The sequence below is a fragment of the Endozoicomonas sp. NE40 genome (genome assembly GCF_040549045.1).
Taxonomy (GTDB): Bacteria; Pseudomonadota; Gammaproteobacteria; order Pseudomonadales; family Endozoicomonadaceae; genus Endozoicomonas_A; species Endozoicomonas_A lisbonensis.
Genome location: NZ_JBEWTB010000002.1, coordinates 4,091,309 through 4,107,203 on the forward strand (window position 1 = coordinate 4,091,309; position 15,895 = coordinate 4,107,203).

General features: G+C 50.3%; 12 protein-coding genes and 19 tRNA genes. 26 read left to right on the forward strand and 5 right to left on the reverse strand.

The window, feature by feature from the left end:
• The first annotated feature begins 55 nt into the window (after nt 1-55).
• From bamC to V5J35_RS19510, 3 genes are all read left to right on the forward strand, one after another.
• Nucleotides 56-1,228, forward strand: coding sequence for an outer membrane protein assembly factor BamC (gene bamC / locus V5J35_RS19500; protein WP_354008749.1), 1,173 nt, complete (start codon nt 56-58; stop codon nt 1,226-1,228).
• A gap of 222 nt (nt 1,229-1,450) precedes the next feature.
• Nucleotides 1,451-2,554 (forward strand): phosphoribosylaminoimidazolesuccinocarboxamide synthase, encoded by a 1,104-nt coding sequence (locus V5J35_RS19505; RefSeq protein ID WP_354008750.1) that lies wholly within the window; start codon nt 1,451-1,453, stop codon nt 2,552-2,554.
• Nucleotides 2,555-3,001: 447 nt separating this feature from the next.
• Nucleotides 3,002-3,874, forward strand: a complete 873-nt coding sequence (locus V5J35_RS19510; RefSeq protein WP_354008751.1) for a tetratricopeptide repeat protein — start codon at nt 3,002-3,004, stop codon at nt 3,872-3,874.
• Between the two features lie 40 nt (nt 3,875-3,914).
• Here V5J35_RS19510 and rdgC read toward each other — a convergent pair whose 3' ends face one another.
• Complete coding sequence (gene rdgC, locus V5J35_RS19515) at nt 3,915-4,826, reverse strand: recombination-associated protein RdgC (RefSeq protein WP_354008752.1); 912 nt, start codon at nt 4,824-4,826, stop codon at nt 3,915-3,917.
• Nucleotides 4,827-5,023: 197 nt separating this feature from the next.
• Between rdgC and V5J35_RS19520 the strand changes: the two genes are divergently transcribed.
• The 21 genes from V5J35_RS19520 to def all read left to right on the forward strand — a co-directional run bounded on the left by V5J35_RS19520 (nt 5,024) and on the right by def (nt 9,665).
• A tRNA-Val gene (locus V5J35_RS19520) sits at nt 5,024-5,099 on the forward strand.
• 89 nt (nt 5,100-5,188) lie between these two features.
• Nucleotides 5,189-5,265, forward strand: a tRNA-Asp gene (locus tag V5J35_RS19525).
• 129 nt (nt 5,266-5,394) lie between these two features.
• Nucleotides 5,395-5,470 (forward strand) — tRNA-Val (locus V5J35_RS19530).
• A 38-nt stretch (nt 5,471-5,508) separates the two neighbouring features.
• Nucleotides 5,509-5,585: transfer RNA gene (locus V5J35_RS19535), tRNA-Asp, on the forward strand.
• A 57-nt stretch (nt 5,586-5,642) separates the two neighbouring features.
• Nucleotides 5,643-5,718: transfer RNA gene (locus V5J35_RS19540), tRNA-Val, on the forward strand.
• A gap of 38 nt (nt 5,719-5,756) precedes the next feature.
• Nucleotides 5,757-5,833: transfer RNA gene (locus V5J35_RS19545), tRNA-Asp, on the forward strand.
• A 57-nt stretch (nt 5,834-5,890) separates the two neighbouring features.
• A tRNA-Val gene (locus tag V5J35_RS19550) sits at nt 5,891-5,966 on the forward strand.
• A 38-nt stretch (nt 5,967-6,004) separates the two neighbouring features.
• Nucleotides 6,005-6,081 (forward strand) — tRNA-Asp (locus tag V5J35_RS19555).
• Between the two features lie 53 nt (nt 6,082-6,134).
• Nucleotides 6,135-6,210, forward strand: a tRNA-Val gene (locus tag V5J35_RS19560).
• Nucleotides 6,211-6,261: 51 nt separating this feature from the next.
• Nucleotides 6,262-6,338 (forward strand) — tRNA-Asp (locus tag V5J35_RS19565).
• Between the two features lie 70 nt (nt 6,339-6,408).
• Nucleotides 6,409-6,484, forward strand: a tRNA-Val gene (locus tag V5J35_RS19570).
• A 51-nt stretch (nt 6,485-6,535) separates the two neighbouring features.
• Nucleotides 6,536-6,612, forward strand: a tRNA-Asp gene (locus tag V5J35_RS19575).
• A 70-nt stretch (nt 6,613-6,682) separates the two neighbouring features.
• Nucleotides 6,683-6,758 (forward strand) — tRNA-Val (locus tag V5J35_RS19580).
• Nucleotides 6,759-6,796: 38 nt separating this feature from the next.
• Nucleotides 6,797-6,873, forward strand: a tRNA-Asp gene (locus V5J35_RS19585).
• A gap of 404 nt (nt 6,874-7,277) precedes the next feature.
• Nucleotides 7,278-7,354: transfer RNA gene (locus V5J35_RS19590), tRNA-Pro, on the forward strand.
• Between the two features lie 43 nt (nt 7,355-7,397).
• Nucleotides 7,398-7,474 (forward strand) — tRNA-Pro (locus tag V5J35_RS19595).
• A gap of 43 nt (nt 7,475-7,517) precedes the next feature.
• A tRNA-Pro gene (locus tag V5J35_RS19600) sits at nt 7,518-7,594 on the forward strand.
• 43 nt (nt 7,595-7,637) lie between these two features.
• Nucleotides 7,638-7,714, forward strand: a tRNA-Pro gene (locus tag V5J35_RS19605).
• A 43-nt stretch (nt 7,715-7,757) separates the two neighbouring features.
• A tRNA-Pro gene (locus V5J35_RS19610) sits at nt 7,758-7,834 on the forward strand.
• A gap of 194 nt (nt 7,835-8,028) precedes the next feature.
• A complete protein-coding gene (locus V5J35_RS19615; RefSeq protein WP_354008753.1) occupies nt 8,029-9,066 on the forward strand; it encodes a CNNM domain-containing protein in 1,038 nt (345 codons plus the stop codon).
• An 86-nt stretch (nt 9,067-9,152) separates the two neighbouring features.
• Nucleotides 9,153-9,665 (forward strand): peptide deformylase, encoded by a 513-nt coding sequence (gene def, locus V5J35_RS19620; RefSeq protein WP_354008754.1) that lies wholly within the window; start codon nt 9,153-9,155, stop codon nt 9,663-9,665.
• A 62-nt stretch (nt 9,666-9,727) separates the two neighbouring features.
• Here the strand turns inward: def and V5J35_RS19625 are convergent, their stop codons facing one another.
• Entirely contained in the window at nt 9,728-10,873 is a 1,146-nt protein-coding gene (locus tag V5J35_RS19625) for a hypothetical protein (protein ID WP_354008755.1), read from the reverse strand.
• A gap of 26 nt (nt 10,874-10,899) precedes the next feature.
• Nucleotides 10,900-11,706 (reverse strand): TatD family hydrolase, encoded by an 807-nt coding sequence (locus tag V5J35_RS19630; RefSeq protein WP_354008756.1) that lies wholly within the window; start codon nt 11,704-11,706, stop codon nt 10,900-10,902.
• 41 nt (nt 11,707-11,747) lie between these two features.
• On the opposite strand from V5J35_RS19630, the gene V5J35_RS19635 reads away from it, so the two are divergent.
• Together V5J35_RS19635 and V5J35_RS19640 are read left to right on the forward strand one after the other, a co-directional pair.
• Nucleotides 11,748-12,251: a hypothetical protein gene (locus V5J35_RS19635; protein WP_354008757.1), complete on the forward strand. Its 504-nt coding sequence runs from the start codon at nt 11,748-11,750 to the stop codon at nt 12,249-12,251.
• Nucleotides 12,252-12,758: a copper chaperone PCu(A)C gene (locus V5J35_RS19640; RefSeq protein ID WP_354008758.1), complete on the forward strand. Its 507-nt coding sequence runs from the start codon at nt 12,252-12,254 to the stop codon at nt 12,756-12,758. It begins immediately after the preceding gene.
• A gap of 60 nt (nt 12,759-12,818) precedes the next feature.
• On the opposite strand, the gene V5J35_RS19645 is transcribed toward V5J35_RS19640, so the two are convergent.
• Together V5J35_RS19645 and V5J35_RS19650 are read right to left on the reverse strand one after the other, a co-directional pair.
• Nucleotides 12,819-14,009: a nucleoside recognition domain-containing protein gene (locus tag V5J35_RS19645; protein ID WP_354008759.1), complete on the reverse strand. Its 1,191-nt coding sequence runs from the start codon at nt 14,007-14,009 to the stop codon at nt 12,819-12,821.
• Between the two features lie 149 nt (nt 14,010-14,158).
• On the reverse strand, nt 14,159-15,739 hold the full coding sequence (locus tag V5J35_RS19650; protein ID WP_354008760.1) for a peptide chain release factor 3: 1,581 nt from the start codon (nt 15,737-15,739) through the stop codon (nt 14,159-14,161).
• Nucleotides 15,740-15,895 lie beyond the last annotated feature (156 nt).

Genomic DNA, 15,895 nt, shown 5'->3' on the forward strand with positions numbered 1-15,895 from the left:
CAGTCTGCTTCAAAAGGCAGGTTGAGTGTATGGATAGATGATTAATGGAGACATTATGTTGCGCACAATGAGGTCGCGCTCAATGAAAACCTTGCCGGTGGTGGCTGTGGCTTTAATGCTGGCAGGATGCGCAAATCCATTTGGCAGGGATGGGTATTTCCGGGATAAGTCGGGTGACTACACCCAGGCCCGGGTCAGTGAGCCGCTGCAGTTGCCTGAGGATCTTACCAACACCCGACCAATGGGTGACTCTTTGGTGATTCCCCCGATTACGGCTGATCATAGCAACCTGGAACAGCGGTTTCAGGCTCCCCGTCCGGATCAGCGCCTGCAGCACAGCGAAGGCGATACCTACAGTATTCAACGGGATGGTGGCGAGCAGTGGTTGCTGGCAGCCAAAAGTCCCAGCGAAACCTGGCCCCGTGTCATGAGTTTCCTGGAAGAGAACGATATTCCCGTGCTATCCCGGAATGCGAAGCAGGGATACCTGGAAACCGACTGGGTTGATCTGGGACTGGATAAAGAGCGTGGTTTCATCTATCGCACAGTGGGGCGCTGGGTGGGAGCAGAAGACGCTGAGCCCCTGGAAGACCGTTTCCGTATTGAGATCAGGCAAGGTGTAACGGCAGGAACCACTGAGGTTCATCTGCAACACAAGGGACGCCCGAAAGCTGATGAGGGTGACGAGCCGGCACCTGAACCCGCAGACTGGGATAACATGGAGCAGCGCAGTCAGCGTATGGATAATGGTACGCTGAACGAGTTGATGCTGTTCCTGGTCCGGGACGAGGACGACAGCAGTGTTTCTCTGTTGGCACAGAACCTGGACTTAGGCAATCAGGTTGAAATTGTTGATATCAACGGCAACCCGACCATGACCATTGAACGACTGTCGTTTGCTCGCGCCTGGGCTGCAATTGATCAGGCCCTGGTCAAGGCAGGTCTGGAAGTGACCGATAAAAACCGCTCTGGTGGTCTGTTCTATATTCTTGCAGATGAACAGGGCGATGTCGTCAAAGGGCAGCCTGAAAAGAAACCGGGCTTTTTTGCCAGACTGTTTGGCAAAGGCAAGAACGATGAAGATGAGTCCACTCAATCTACTTACCTGATTCGGGTCAGTGAATTAACAGGCGTTATTCAGGTGACGGTGGAGGAAAATATCAATGCGTTTGCTCCTGCTGAATTCAGCCAGAAGGTGCTGAACCTGATTAAGGACAATATGAACTAACGGATAAACAAAGGCTGGTTTGACCAGCCTTTGTTTGTTTTTACCAGAAACAAATCCTTTCTGTTTCTGCTCTGTCTGAGTTTGCGTTTGTATGTTGTATTGTTATCCGTTTTTTTATCCACAGAGCCTGACAGGCAAACAGGTTCACGTGGTTGAGATGACAGACGAACGGAGCCCGGACAATTAATCATCCACAACATTTCATTAAACAGGATATTGGCAATGAGTCTTGCTGATAAAGTATTGGCCGTTAACAACGATTTACCCATTCGCACCGACTTGCCTGTGCATTCAGGTAAAGTCCGCTCCGTCTACTGGCTGACAGAAGAGGACAGTCGTCGCCTTATTAAAGAGAGAGGCTATGATGTCGCGGAAAATGCACCGTTGGCCATCATGGTGATTTCCGATCGTATGAGCGCCTTTGACTGCGTGTGGTCTGGTGAAGGTGGCATGAAAGGAGTACCGGGCAAAGGCGCGGCGCTGAACGCTATTTCCAATCACTGGTTCAGGTTGTTCCGTGAACAGGGGCTGGCAGACAGTCATATTCTCGATATTCCTCACCCTCTGGTGTGGATTGTGCAAAAAGCCCGGCCTGTCATGATAGAGGCCATCTGTCGTCAGTACATTACAGGCTCCATGTGGCGGGCTTACGGCAAAGGTGAACGCGATTTTTGTGGCATTCAATTGCCCGAAGGTCTGGAGAAGGACCAGAAGCTGCCTGAGTTGCTGATCACTCCGTCTACCAAAGGCATTCTGGAAGGCATTCCTGGTGTCCCTGCGGTTGATGACGTCAATATCACCCGTAAAAACATTGAGGATAACTTCGAGGCGTTCAGTTTCCGCAGCAAGGAAGATATTGATCGTTATGAAGTATTGCTGAAAGAAGGCTTTGATGTCATCAGTGAAGCATTATCCAGGCTGGATCAGGTGTTTGTGGATACCAAGTTTGAATTTGGTTATGTCACTGATGCGTCCGGGCAGGAAAAGCTGATCTACATGGATGAAGTGGGTACCCCTGACTCTTCACGTATCTGGGATGGGCCAATGTACCGTAAAGGTAAAGTGGTTGAGAACTCCAAGGAAGGCTTCCGCCAGAAATTGCTGAAGCACTTTCCGGATTCCGATATTCTGCTGAACAAGGATCGCATGGATGAGCGTCTGGCGCTGGCACGTGATAATGAGTTGCCTGAATCGGTGATGATGGAGGTGTCCAGCACCTATATCGACATCGCTGAAAAAATCACAGGTGAGCGGTTGCCTCTGTCTGAAAATCCAAAAGCAGAGATTATTGAGGTACTCAAAAGTGAGTACGGTCTGATTGATTAAGGACTACAGATAGCCCTGCTGAGTGTTAATAGCAAATAGTTATTAGCAGGATGGTGAAAAATGGCGGCCTGTTCCCGTCATTTTCCACCAGAAATGGCTGGAGCCGCAATAATCCCTGAAGTCTTATACACAATTGTCAACCCCTTGACGTTTAATTCAGGCATTATTCATAAGTGCTTGATTTTATGAGTGTGTAATTTAAGTCATTGAAAAATATAAAAAAATAATTGATCAAAAAGTGATCAATCTGGTCGATGCTCAGTATTCATGGGTCTTTCTGGTCAGTATGATGACTTCATCCACAAAGTTATCCACAGAATTTGTGGGTAACGTTTGTTTTGCCTGAATTCTGTGCGGAATAGCCCTTTATCCGGGTGCCGTTTATTCTAACTTTGTATTAAAGTTTTCCGTACATCTGACGACTCGAGACGCTGATAAGGAGCTTTTATGAATGAGTCCACTGCAGTAGGGAACATCATGGATGTCACCGAAAGCAACCTGCAGGAAGTGTTACAGCTTTCAACTGAAAAGCTGGTGATGTTGTTCATTGGTATGGGCAGTGATGAGGCCAGTAATCAGCAGTTACGAATGGTGGAGCAGCTGGTGAATGCCTATGGCGGCAAAATGGTGCTGGCAAAACTGGATGCTGAAGAGCAGCAGATAGTTGCGCAGCAGCTGATTACCCAATTGCGTGCCAATGCCATTCCGGTTCATGCCTTTCTGCATGAAGGGCGCCCGGTGCAGGTTCTGTGTGGCCCACAGACTGAACAGCAGCTTCGTGAAGTGATTGACCCGTTGACCATGAGCCCGGCAGAGCAGATTAAATTGCAGGTCGATGCCCTGATTGAAGCTGGCATGATTGAGCAGGCGCTGGAGCTGTTGCAGAAAATCCTGCAGGAAGAACCTGATAATCATGGACTGCAGGTGCTCCAGGTGAACCTGCTGCTGGAGCTGGGGCGAATGGACGACGCTCGCCAGCTGTTAGCTGTACTGCCTGCTGATGCCCCGGGCATTGCTCAGCCAAAGGCCAAGCTGGCTTTCTATGAGATGGTGGCAGAGGCGCCTCAGCGTGATGTGCTGGAAGCGCAGCTGCATGAAGACGAGAACGACCATGAAGCGCGTTATCAGCTGGCCATACGGCTTGTAATTGCTGATGACATTGAATCGGCGCTGGATAACCTGCTGGTGATTGTTCGTCGTGACCGTGCTTTCCGTGAAGACGGCGCACGACTTCTAATGCTGAAAGTGTTTGAACAGCTGGGAGCAGGTAACCCGGTTGCCAAACGCTACCGTGGCAAGTTGTTTGGCCTGATGCATTAAAGGCAGATAGCCGGTCAGATTACTGTCCGGCTTTTCTCAGTTATTGCTCAGATTCCCCGCCTAAAGCCTCAATCAGATCCTTAATCAGCTGTCGTACCGACAGTGTCATTACAGAAAAGTCGGCATCAAACTGTTCTGCAGCGGTTTCTGCATTAATTTCATCCAGTTTTTCTTCAATGACTTCTGTGAACTTCAGCTTCCGGATAATCATATCGTCACCCAGAACAAAGGTTTGTGCATCGTCCCAGTTTAAGGCCAGTTTGCTGACCTGCATGCCAGCGTCGAGATGAGCCAGAATTTCGTCGGTGATCAGTTCCTGCTTCTTTATACTGATCTGGCCACCCTCGTCGCCTGGTTCCCGCAGTTCGCAGTCGAAACCGAGTGAAAGGGGGGAAGGTACCGATGGGTTTTGTTGCAGCCACTGAGTCATAATGGCGGAAGGGGCATTTTTCAGGGCAGGATTAATAAGGGGCAGGCTGCCGACACACTCTCTCAGGCAACTGGTCAGTTCTTCTGCCTTTTTAAAGGAGGATGCGTCAACAATCATCCAGCCTGCTTCTGCATCTATATAGGCAAATGTGTTCTGACTTTTAGTAAAAGCCTTTGGCAGCAGTTCCATGATGACGTCGTCTTTTAGAGTCTTCTTTTCTTTGCTGAACACCTGTCGGCCCTGTTCCTGTTCAATCGTTTCAATGCGTTCATTTAAAACGTCATTAATCACACTGGCAGGAAGGATCTTTTCTTCTTTACGCGCACACACCATGGCAAATCCATTAGCCGCGTGGGTCAGCATGTCGCCATGACGACCCAGAGGCGGAACCCAGCCATAAGTGCTCATGTCCTGACTGCCGCAGCTGCGAAAGCGTTTTTCATTCAGCTTTTCTTCCAGGTCTTCGGCACTCAGTTCGAACGGCTTGCTGAAGCGATAAATAATCAGGTTTTTAAACCACATGATGCATTCCATCCTTTAATACTGGGGCAACATATTAACAGAGTGGGGCTTTTCCGCCCGATCTTTGTTGTACTGGCAGCAGAGGGAATAAGCGCCATGTTTTTGATACTTATAAAAAAAATGTCTATAGATGGTTGCGTAACGAACGTTTGGCTGCTTATAATGCGCCGCGTTGTTGAGAGACAGTTCAACGCACAGGGTGATTAGCTCAGCTGGGAGAGCATCTGCCTTACAAGCAGAGGGTCGGCGGTTCGATCCCGTCATCACCCACCACTCTTTAAAGTATTAAAGAGATATGCAGACTTTTATTTTGATTAAGCGTCTGTATAGTGTGCCATAAGTTGTGTGTCGCAGAGTTTAGCGGACCGGTAGTTCAGTTGGTTAGAATGCCGGCCTGTCACGCCGGAGGTCGCGGGTTCGAGTCCCGTCCGGTCCGCCATTTGCTTTTATCTCATCAGTTCGCTTGCAAATAAATGAATTGCAAAACGAATTTTTAGCAGTAACATGCTGCTGCGTTAACTACGCACTTGAACGACGAGTGTCTTGCGATAAGATCGCAATTCCTACAGGGTGATTAGCTCAGCTGGGAGAGCATCTGCCTTACAAGCAGAGGGTCGGCGGTTCGATCCCGTCATCACCCACCAAACATTGTGTTGAAGTATTAACTTCAAAAAGATTATGCGGACCGGTAGTTCAGTTGGTTAGAATGCCGGCCTGTCACGCCGGAGGTCGCGGGTTCGAGTCCCGTCCGGTCCGCCATTATTATTGCTCTTTAATAGAGAGTAAGTTGCAATACGACAGGCGTTGTAACGAACAGGGTGATTAGCTCAGCTGGGAGAGCATCTGCCTTACAAGCAGAGGGTCGGCGGTTCGATCCCGTCATCACCCACCAAATATTATGTTGAAGCGTTAGCTTTAAGAAGATTATGCGGACCGGTAGTTCAGTTGGTTAGAATGCCGGCCTGTCACGCCGGAGGTCGCGGGTTCGAGTCCCGTCCGGTCCGCCATTATTATTGCTCTTTAATAGAGAGTAAGTTGCAATACGACAGGCGTTGTAACGAACAGGGTGATTAGCTCAGCTGGGAGAGCATCTGCCTTACAAGCAGAGGGTCGGCGGTTCGATCCCGTCATCACCCACCAAATGTTATGTTGAAGCGTTAGCTTCGAAAAGATTATGCGGACCGGTAGTTCAGTTGGTTAGAATGCCGGCCTGTCACGCCGGAGGTCGCGGGTTCGAGTCCCGTCCGGTCCGCCATTGTTTCTCCTTACGGAGAGTAGATTGTTGCACGACAGGCGCAGCGATTGATTGGGTGATTAGCTCAGCTGGGAGAGCATCTGCCTTACAAGCAGAGGGTCGGCGGTTCGATCCCGTCATCACCCACCAAACATAGTTTTGAAGCGTTAGCTTCTTAAAGACTCTTTATAGAGACTATGCGGACCGGTAGTTCAGTTGGTTAGAATGCCGGCCTGTCACGCCGGAGGTCGCGGGTTCGAGTCCCGTCCGGTCCGCCATTGTTATCTCAGATAAAGAGTTTCTCCTTGCGGAGAGTAGATTGTTGCACGACAGGCGCGGCGATTGATTGGGTGATTAGCTCAGCTGGGAGAGCATCTGCCTTACAAGCAGAGGGTCGGCGGTTCGATCCCGTCATCACCCACCAGATATTATGTTGAAGCGTTAGCTTCAAGAAGGCTCTTTATAGAGACTATGCGGACCGGTAGTTCAGTTGGTTAGAATGCCGGCCTGTCACGCCGGAGGTCGCGGGTTCGAGTCCCGTCCGGTCCGCCATTGTTATCTCAGATAAGGAGTTTCTCCTTGCAGAGAGTAAATTGTTGCACGACAGGCGCAGCGATTGATTGGGTGATTAGCTCAGCTGGGAGAGCATCTGCCTTACAAGCAGAGGGTCGGCGGTTCGATCCCGTCATCACCCACCAAACATTATGTTGAAGCGTTAGCTTCAAGAAGAATATGCGGACCGGTAGTTCAGTTGGTTAGAATGCCGGCCTGTCACGCCGGAGGTCGCGGGTTCGAGTCCCGTCCGGTCCGCCATATTTCAAAAACCCGAAGTCATAAGGCTTCGGGTTTTTGTCGTTTATAGCCCTGTGCTTATGGGCTTTTTGCGTATTTTTTGGTTTTTAAAAACATACCATCGATCTGTGTGTGCCGAATGAGAGCGTCGCCTGAAAAATATGAGCTTTCAGAAGTAACTTGATCATATGTTCATTTTTTACTGCCTCAGATCAAAAGAAGCAAAGCTGGGTGAACGGTGTAAGGCAGAAATGAGTGTCCATTGTTAACAGCTGATTTCTGAAGGAACTGGCTGGTAAACTCTGAGATGTTGGCCTGCGAATCTGAAAAAATCCATTTTTTCGGTTAATACTTTTGTAATACGCAAATCATTTTGATAGATTAGCCGCCGTCGTTGAACAAGGCAGCTGTTCTGTTCAGGGATACGGGGTATAGCGCAGTCTGGTAGCGCGCCTGCTTTGGGAGCAGGATGTCGGGAGTTCGAATCTCTCTACCCCGACCACTTTACATGCTCATGGTTTTGAGTCTAAATAAGCCGCACAGTTCGGGGTATAGCGCAGTCTGGTAGCGCGCCTGCTTTGGGAGCAGGATGTCGGGAGTTCGAATCTCTCTACCCCGACCACTTTACATGCTCACGGTTCTGAGTCTAAATAAGCCGCACAGTTCGGGGTATAGCGCAGTCTGGTAGCGCGCCTGCTTTGGGAGCAGGATGTCGGGAGTTCGAATCTCTCTACCCCGACCACTTTACATACTCACGGTTCTGAGTCTAAATAAGCCGCACAGTTCGGGGTATAGCGCAGTCTGGTAGCGCGCCTGCTTTGGGAGCAGGATGTCGGGAGTTCGAATCTCTCTACCCCGACCACTTTACATGCTCATGGTTCTGAGTCTAAATAAGCCGCACAGTTCGGGGTATAGCGCAGTCTGGTAGCGCGCCTGCTTTGGGAGCAGGATGTCGGGAGTTCGAATCTCTCTACCCCGACCACTTTTTGAAAGCGATTAAACCTGCAGTTTTGCAGGTTTTTTTGTATGTGCCTTTTACCCACCATAAATATCTCCGCAAAAAATTGACTCGTATCTATACCTCTCTATTTTCCCGTTTTTACTAACTTCCCTTGTCGTCAATCGCTTCTGGATGACGTTACAATAGCCGCTGAATCTTAGTCTCTGGAGTTGTTTGTGTTAGCGCTCGTTGCGTTTGTAGCGGTTGCCCTGGTGGTATCGTTTTTCTGTTCCGTATTTGAATCGGTTCTTCATCATCTCACCCCGGCTTATGTCATAAATCTGGAAAAGAAACAGAGTCCCTGGGCAAGTGCAGTCAGGGGATTGTACGACAATCTCGATCGTTCACTGGCAGCTGTGCTGACCCTGAATACCATTGCTCACACTGTTGGTGCAGCCGGGGCGGGGGCTCAGGCCGCCAGTGTGTTTGGTGACGGTTCGACAGGACTGTTTGCTGCCGTTCTGACTCTGTTGATTCTGTTTGTGTCTGAAATTATCCCTAAAACCCTGGGAGCGAATGGCTGGCAGAAACTGGCACCTTCTACGGCCGTGTGTGTCAGTTTTCTGATCAGGTTGCAGATGCCGTTGATCTGGCTGGCAGAACAGGTTACCCGACAGCTGACTCCCAGACATAAAAAGAGTGATTATCTGCGTGATGAAATCAGTGCCATGGCAGATATTGGAGAGGAGGAAGGTGTTCTTCACGGCACTGAGTCGGACCTGCTTAAAAACATGCTTCGCTTCAGGGACTTGAAAATTATTGAGATCATGACACCTCGCTCAGTCCTGTTCACTCTGCCTGAATCCATGGATGCAGAAACTTATCTGCAGACCTGCCCTGACAATGCCTTCTCAAGGGTTCCGGTTTATAGCGATGAGCCGGATGATATCAATGGCTTTGTGATGAAAAATGACATCCTGATGGCTTATCATCAGAAGGATGGCAAAGTGACGCTGGGTGAACTGAAACGTCCGATCATTGCTGTGCTTGAAAATGAATCCCTGCCAAGATTGATGACAACGCTGCTGGAGCAACGCAATCATATCGCTATGGTGGTGACCGAGTATGGTGATATCAGAGGCATTGTGACGCTGGAAGATATGATTGAAACCCTGTTGGGTCGTGAAATCGTCGATGAAAGCGATGAGGTGGTGGACATGCAGCAGGTGGCACTGCAGAAGTGGGCAGAACGACTGCCGTCGCAATTACACTGACAAACAGTGGGTGGGGTTGTTCATATAAAGCCGCTCTGTCTATATTGGTGTAGTGATCATTTCAGACAATCATCAGAAGAAAACAGATGGCTTTATTACAACTGGTTGACGAGTCCCATCCTAATTTAAGACGACCCACCAAGCCCGTTTCTGACTTCGGAGACGCTTTTCAGGCAATCGTCGACGACATGCTTGAAACCATGTATGAGGTGAACGGTGCGGGTCTGGCTGCCACCCAGGTTGGGCTGGATATCAGGGTAGCGGTTATTGATGTTACCTCTGATCGCAGCCAGCCGCTGGTTCTGGTTAATCCCGAGATTATTGACTCAGCCGATGAGCAGAATATGGAAATGGGCTGTTTGTCGCTACCCGGTTGCTGGGCTGCGGTAAAACGTGCTGGCTGGGTTAAAGTTCGGGCGCAGGATCGTTATGGTGAATTTTATGAAATGGACGGTGAGGGGATTCTTGCCGAAGCATTTCAACACGAGATCGATCACCTGGATGGCATTCTTTTCATTGATAAACTGTCTCCGCTCAAGCAAAAGATGGTGCGCCAGCGAGCAAGGAAAGCGCTGAAAAAGCAGCAGCGGCGCAGTTAGCTGGTATTCAGATTCGAGTCAGGGAGGCGTGAACCTTCTCTTTGCAGTGAACTTTGCGGTCATCATCCGTATGAATCAATCTGTTGCTGTCTCCAGATCTGCTGCGCCATGACCGTAATGTCATACGGCGTCCAGAAGCTGTTAGGCTTATGAATGTTCTTACGGTTTTCCTCCGGCAGGCCTGCCAGAAGCAGGTTGCCGACCTTAGTGGCACAGTTGTGGCTGGTCAGGTGGTAGCCCTTGTCTCTGACTGATTCCAGATAGTGAACCATTTCGTCCCGGTCCATACCTTTCAGTTCAACCACAAAGTCCGGCATCCCAAACTGTACGCAGTCTTGCCTGAATTCGTGACTGGTGGCTTTGGTAGACGAGCCGGGGAAGACGGCTTTTATTTTACTCAGCACGGACTCCCCGAGCCCCAGGTGGGAAACATAGAGAGGTTTTTTCCCGTTTATTCCTTTTCCACCAATCACCAGCGCGGCATGGCCGGGTTGCTCAGGCGCTCTGTCCTGATAGACAACAACATAGACCGAGGCAGGGTTAGACAGCTTTTCCCCCTGTTGAATGATGGCTCTGGCATAGGCTTCAATATCTTCAATTTTGTTGCGTTGCGCTTTACCGGTGAATCTTCTTTTCTGTCCGGCGATAAGCTGGCGTGTGCCTTTCAATAAGCCTGCCTTGCGGGGAATCACCAAACCATCCTGCTGGTAGAAGCCCATCATTTCAGACAGTTTCATACGGCTGATCATTGCGTTCATGTCTGTCAGTTTGGAAGAGGGTGCTTTTTTTTGGAGCGGAACTATGGAAAAGTCGGTGCGTTTACCGTTTGAAGGAACTTTGTATTGCGCCAGCCCGTTGGCCACCAGAAAGGCAGAGGCAATGTTCTGACTTTGTTTTCTCGAGAGGCTGTGCGGCTCCTGTCGCAGAACGGCTGCGCAGGTTTGCTCAAACAATGAATTAAAGTCTATTTCCTTCTGGTTCACCTGAGGTGTGACGGATTCCGCCTTTGTGACCTGATAGGAATGAATCGAACGTGTTTGAAAAGGGTGTTTTAAATATTGAAGAAAGCGTTTGCCAAGCTCTCTCAGTTCAGTGCGAAATCCGCGCCATGAGGTTGTTTTCGTCTGCTGGCTTCGCGAACTCCGGGGAGTTGATTCAGGCGATGATTGCTGTTGTATCTGCAACGGGGTTTTTGGTTCGGTTTTCATTGGCTTCCCTGCCAGTCGTACCTGATCTAAGGATAGCTGGCATGGGGAAGTGACAGTATTTTCAGGGTGTTCCGGCGAGTGGCCTCTGCAATCTCAGTTAATGATTCCGGGCGAAGGTCTGCCAGACATTTGAGGACCTCAGTCAGTTGTGCCGGCTCATTTCGTTGTCCCTGAAAGCCACACAGCGGCATATCGGGCGCGTCGGTTTCCAGCACTAATGAACCCAGGGGCAGGGTAGCGGCAAGGGCTCTGGTTTTCCTGGCTCTTGGGTAAGTGATGCCGCCACCAAAACCAAGGCAGAATCCTTGTTCAATATACTGGTAAGCCTGCTGTTCACTGCCGGAAAAGGCATGAACTATGCCACCCTGTTTGACCGGCTTTTGTCGCAGCTGTTTCAGTATCAGGTCATGGGCTTTGCGGGCATGCAGAATCACGGGCTTTCGGAATTGCCGGGCCAGCTCCAGCTGTTCAGTAAACCAGAATTCCTGTGCTTTTTGACTGATGGATTGCAGAGCGAAATCAAGCCCGATCTCGCCAACAGCGACGATGTGCTGGTTTGTTTCGAAAAATTTGACCAGTTGTTGCAGGTCATCTGGCTCGTGTTGATCGATAAACCATGGGTGAATGCCCAGTGCTGCGTAAAGTCTGACTGGCTTGATGGTCTCAGTACACATCTGCAACAGTGGCTTCCAGTGTCGGGACTCTGTCCCCGGAATGCAGATAGCTTCAATACCCTGTTCGGAAGCAGCGCTGATGACCTGTGACCGGTCCGGATAAAACTCGGGAAAATCAAGATGGCAGTGGCTGTCTATCAGGGGTGGCAGGTTGGTCATGGTAGTTTAATGCTGTCAGTGATTGTGCGTATAATGCCCGCATGAATTATAAGAAGAATGGCGCTGTACTGCTGGCCTTGATTCTGACTCTGATGCTGATCGCAACAGTAGTCACTGCGCCCGGATTATTACAACAATCTCTGCGTTCAGCAGAAGAAAAAGGCAAAGAATATCACCATTCAAGCTGTCAGGTATCAGCGGGCTGCCAGCTGGACTATCCGGATGGTTCCATCAAACTGGTTATTAAGCCTTATACTATGCCAGTGCTGCAACCGTTACAGGTTGATGTATTGGTTCATGGTGCGAAGCCGGAAGCCGTGAGTCTGGAATTTGTCGGACGTGATATGCCAATGGGGTTAATGCCCTACAGCCTGTCGCCGCAACAGAACTCAGCAGGCCGCTGGGGCAATGACCAGTGGCGCTATCAGGATACTGCCATGATTACGTTTTGCCCGGTTGACCGGAACATGGTATGGCTGGCAAAGGTGGTGGTTGAGTTTGATCAGTTAATAAGAATAATGGTTTTTGAACTGGAGAATCAGTAAATGAAGTGTCTGGCACCTGTCTTTCGTTATTCCAGAGCGGCTCTGGCCGGCTTGTCTATGGCTGGGTCGTTGATGATTGGTTGTATCAGTTCAGCGAATGCTGCAATGGTTTCGATAACCGACCCGGCAGTCAGGGCTGTGCCACCCACCTCAACCAATACCGCAGCCTTTATGACGCTGCAAAACAAGGGCAAAGACGACATTAAGCTGGTTGGTGTGGATAGCAGCATTGCCGCCCGGGTAGAAATACACGGTCATCGCCATGAAGGTCATAAAATGGTGATGTTTAAAATGGACGACCTGCCTTTACCCGCCGGAAAAGAGGTCAGGCTTGAATCCGGGGGCTATCACATCATGATAATGGGGCTGAAGAAGACGTTGAAGGAAGGTGAAGAAGTACCGCTAACCCTGCATTTCTCTGACTCCGATGCCATTGATATTCTGGCACCGGTTAAACCTCTGATGGAAACCATGTCGAAAGACCCTCACGGTCACATGCATCACTGAGCTTTGAAAAGGTGAACCTGTCAGATGGTTTTTATCTGACAGGTTCCTGTTTAAAGCAGATTAGAAAAGGTTCTGAATCAGCAGGTAAATATAACGGGCAGCGACACCGGCGCAGAGTCCGCCCACGGTATGTGCAATGATTGCCTTGGAAGTCAGTTTGCGAAAGCCCAGCGTGTCCAGCATGGCTGTATGTGTGCTCAGATAACCACTCCAGCACATGCCCATGGCCGTGAATACGGCAATATCGCTTTCACTGATAATGCCCTGGGAGATAAAGTTAGGCACCAGGGACATGGCTGCACCCACCGCGCCTAACGATGTAATCGGAAATGCGACCAGCTCAGGATGGTCAAAACCAAACAGGAACTGAAACAGCCAGGACAGTTCACCAGCCAGCTTTGGCAACAGAGCTACGCCTTCGTATGCAGCACCGGTATAACCTTCAGCAGAGGGTCCGAAGGTCAGCACCATCACCATAGTGCTGATAATCAGCACACCGGGGATAATCGCCATGCCCATTTCTACACCGCTTTTGCCTCCGTCCAGAATCGAATTAAGGCCGCGTAGCCAGACAGGACTGTTGTCATGGTCTTCAGGCTGCTCTGATGGTTTTGAACTCAGGCTGTTCAGGTTGATGGCTTTTACATCAGAAGCGGTCAGTCGCTGCATCAGACGTGTGGAAATAACGGCACCAACCATTGCGCCTGCCAGTCCTACCAGAGCCGCATGAAGAAAGTTCTGGCCGGGATCACTGTCCAGTGTTGCCATAAAAGTAATAACGATCAGTCCCATGCCAAAGGCTGTACCAAAGTTGGTCAGGGAAATCAGCTCATGGGGCTTGAAGCTGCTACTGAAGCGTTTGTCTTTGGCAAGGCTGATAATTGCGGGATTATCCGAGAAGAAAGTCATCATGGCTGCCATGGCTGCCCGACCGGGCAGGTTGAACAGTGGCCGCATCAGTGGCATCAGCAGGCGTTCCAGCAGGCTGATGACATGAAATTCAGTAAGAAGCCGACTCAGGGCGCCTGCGAGTACGGTGATACCCATCAGGAACAGAACGGTGTGCAGAAGCAGGTCGTGAGCTGTGCTGAACAGAGTGTTGAACATGTTGGTGAGCCCCATTTCTGAGCCCACGTAACCGAAAAACAGAACCAGAAGCGCTATCAGGCCCAGAGGTTCGATGATCTGGCGAGCACCAAGGCTGCTCGATTGGATTTTGTCTTTATCAGACACCGAGACAAATTCATTCATATAGGCTCCGGGAGGGGACTGGAGAGTAAAGATTAGATGAAAACAGGTGATTACGCAGAATTTTGAACAGTTAAGCTACATAAAGCAGTGGGTCAGGCAGTTATTTAATACTCATAAACAGGCCGGGAGTCCCGGCCTTTTTTCAGAAATCAGTGCTCGCGGGTGGTGCGGAACTCAACGTCCGGATAGCGCTCCTGAGACAGTGACAGGTTAACCCGGGTTGGAGCCAGATAGGTCAGGTGGCCACCACCATCAATGGCCAGGTTCTCCGCGCATTTACGCTTGAACTCTTCCAGCTTTTTCTCGTCGCTGCACTCAATCCAGCGAGCGGTGTTAACGTTCACCGGCTCATACAGGGCTTCTACTTTGTATTCATCTTTCAGACGACGCATCACCACATCAAACTGCAGCACACCGACCGCACCCAGAATCAGGTCATTGTTGTTGAGCGGCATAAACAGCTGGGTGGCCCCTTCTTCCGACAGTTGCTGCAGACCTTTCTGAAGTTGCTTCAGCTTCAGCGGGTCTTTCAGGCGAACCCGGCGGAACATTTCCGGTGCGAAGTGTGGGATACCCGTGAATTTCATCAGTTCGCCCTGACTGAAGGTGTCGCCGATCTGGATAGTGCCGTGGTTATGGAGGCCGATAATATCGCCGGACATTGCTTCTTCTACGTGAGAGCGGTCACCCGCCAGGAAGGTCACAGCGTCGGCGATTTTAACATCCTTGCCAATACGCACATGTTTCATCTTCATGTTGCGGGTGTACTTACCGGAACAGATGCGCAGGAAGGCAATACGGTCACGGTGTTTCGGGTCCATGTTGGCCTGAATCTTGAATACGAAGCCTGAGAACTTATCTTCCGCAGGTTCAACGGCACGTTCATCCGTATGGCGGGGTAAAGGTGCCGGAGCCCAGCGGGCAAAGTCGTCCAGCATTTCACGTACACCAAAGTTTGCCAGTGCAGTACCAAAGAATACCGGTGTCATCCGACCCGCCTGATAGGCTTCCAGGTCGAATTCATGACTGGCTCCCTGAACCAGCTCGATTTCTTCAACAAAGTCGTCGTAGATTTCACCCAGCAGTTCCCGGGCTTCGTCGCTGTCCAGCCCCTGAATGCGGATGTCGTCCGGAATCGTATGGCCCTGACCCGGTGTAAACACATGGATGGTATCGGTGTACAGGTTGTAGACGCCTTTAAAGCGTTTACCCATGCTGATGGGCCAGGTGACGGGCGCACACTGGATTTTCAGGATGCTTTCTACTTCGTCCAGCACTTCAATCTGGTCACGCACTTCACGGTCCATCTTGTTGACGAAGGTGAAGATCGGGGTGTCGCGCAGGCGGCAGACTTCCATCAGCTTGATAGTCCGGTCCTCGACACCTTTGGCGCCGTCGATCACCATCAGGCAGCTGTCTACGGCGGTCAGGGTGCGGTAGGTGTCTTCCGAGAAGTCTTCATGTCCCGGGGTGTCCAGCAGGTTGACGGTGCAGCCTTTGTACGGGAACTGCATCACCGAGGTGGTGATGGAGATACCGCGCTCCTGCTCCATCTTCATCCAGTCAGAAGTGGCCATGCGTCCAGACTTTTTACCCTTGACGGTACCCGCCATCTGAATGGCGCCACCCAGTAGCAACAGTTTTTCAGTGATGGTGGTTTTACCCGCATCAGGGTGGGAAATGATTGCGAAAGTACGGCGTTTTGCCACTTCCTGAGCCAGTGCGCTCATTGATACCTGCCAAGAAATACTCAAAAAAACTGGCTGCATTATATAGGCTCTGACAGCTAAAACCAGTGATCTGTTCTGAATAAGCTGTTTCCGGCAGGCTGTTTTCTTCAGGCTGTACGCCGATAACCTATTTAATCAAAGTGGGTAGAGCCAATA

What these genes read in the sequence shown, in the direction of transcription:
- bamC (WP_354008749.1), top strand. Translation starts at nt 56, where the DNA reads ATGTTGCGCACAATGAGGTCGCGCTCAATGAAAACCTTGCCGGTGGTG.
- V5J35_RS19505 (WP_354008750.1), top strand. Translation starts at nt 1,451, where the DNA reads ATGAGTCTTGCTGATAAAGTATTGGCCGTTAACAACGATTTACCCATT.
- V5J35_RS19510 (WP_354008751.1), top strand. Translation starts at nt 3,002, where the DNA reads ATGAATGAGTCCACTGCAGTAGGGAACATCATGGATGTCACCGAAAGC.
- rdgC (WP_354008752.1), bottom strand. Translation starts at nt 4,826, where the DNA reads ATGTGGTTTAAAAACCTGATTATTTATCGCTTCAGCAAGCCGTTCGAA.
- def (WP_354008754.1), top strand. Translation starts at nt 9,153, where the DNA reads ATGGCTTTATTACAACTGGTTGACGAGTCCCATCCTAATTTAAGACGA.
- V5J35_RS19625 (WP_354008755.1), bottom strand. Translation starts at nt 10,873, where the DNA reads ATGAAAACCGAACCAAAAACCCCGTTGCAGATACAACAGCAATCATCG.
- V5J35_RS19630 (WP_354008756.1), bottom strand. Translation starts at nt 11,706, where the DNA reads ATGACCAACCTGCCACCCCTGATAGACAGCCACTGCCATCTTGATTTT.
- V5J35_RS19635 (WP_354008757.1), top strand. Translation starts at nt 11,748, where the DNA reads ATGAATTATAAGAAGAATGGCGCTGTACTGCTGGCCTTGATTCTGACT.
- V5J35_RS19640 (WP_354008758.1), top strand. Translation starts at nt 12,252, where the DNA reads ATGAAGTGTCTGGCACCTGTCTTTCGTTATTCCAGAGCGGCTCTGGCC.
- V5J35_RS19645 (WP_354008759.1), bottom strand. Translation starts at nt 14,009, where the DNA reads ATGAATGAATTTGTCTCGGTGTCTGATAAAGACAAAATCCAATCGAGC.
- V5J35_RS19650 (WP_354008760.1), bottom strand. Translation starts at nt 15,739, where the DNA reads ATGAGCGCACTGGCTCAGGAAGTGGCAAAACGCCGTACTTTCGCAATC.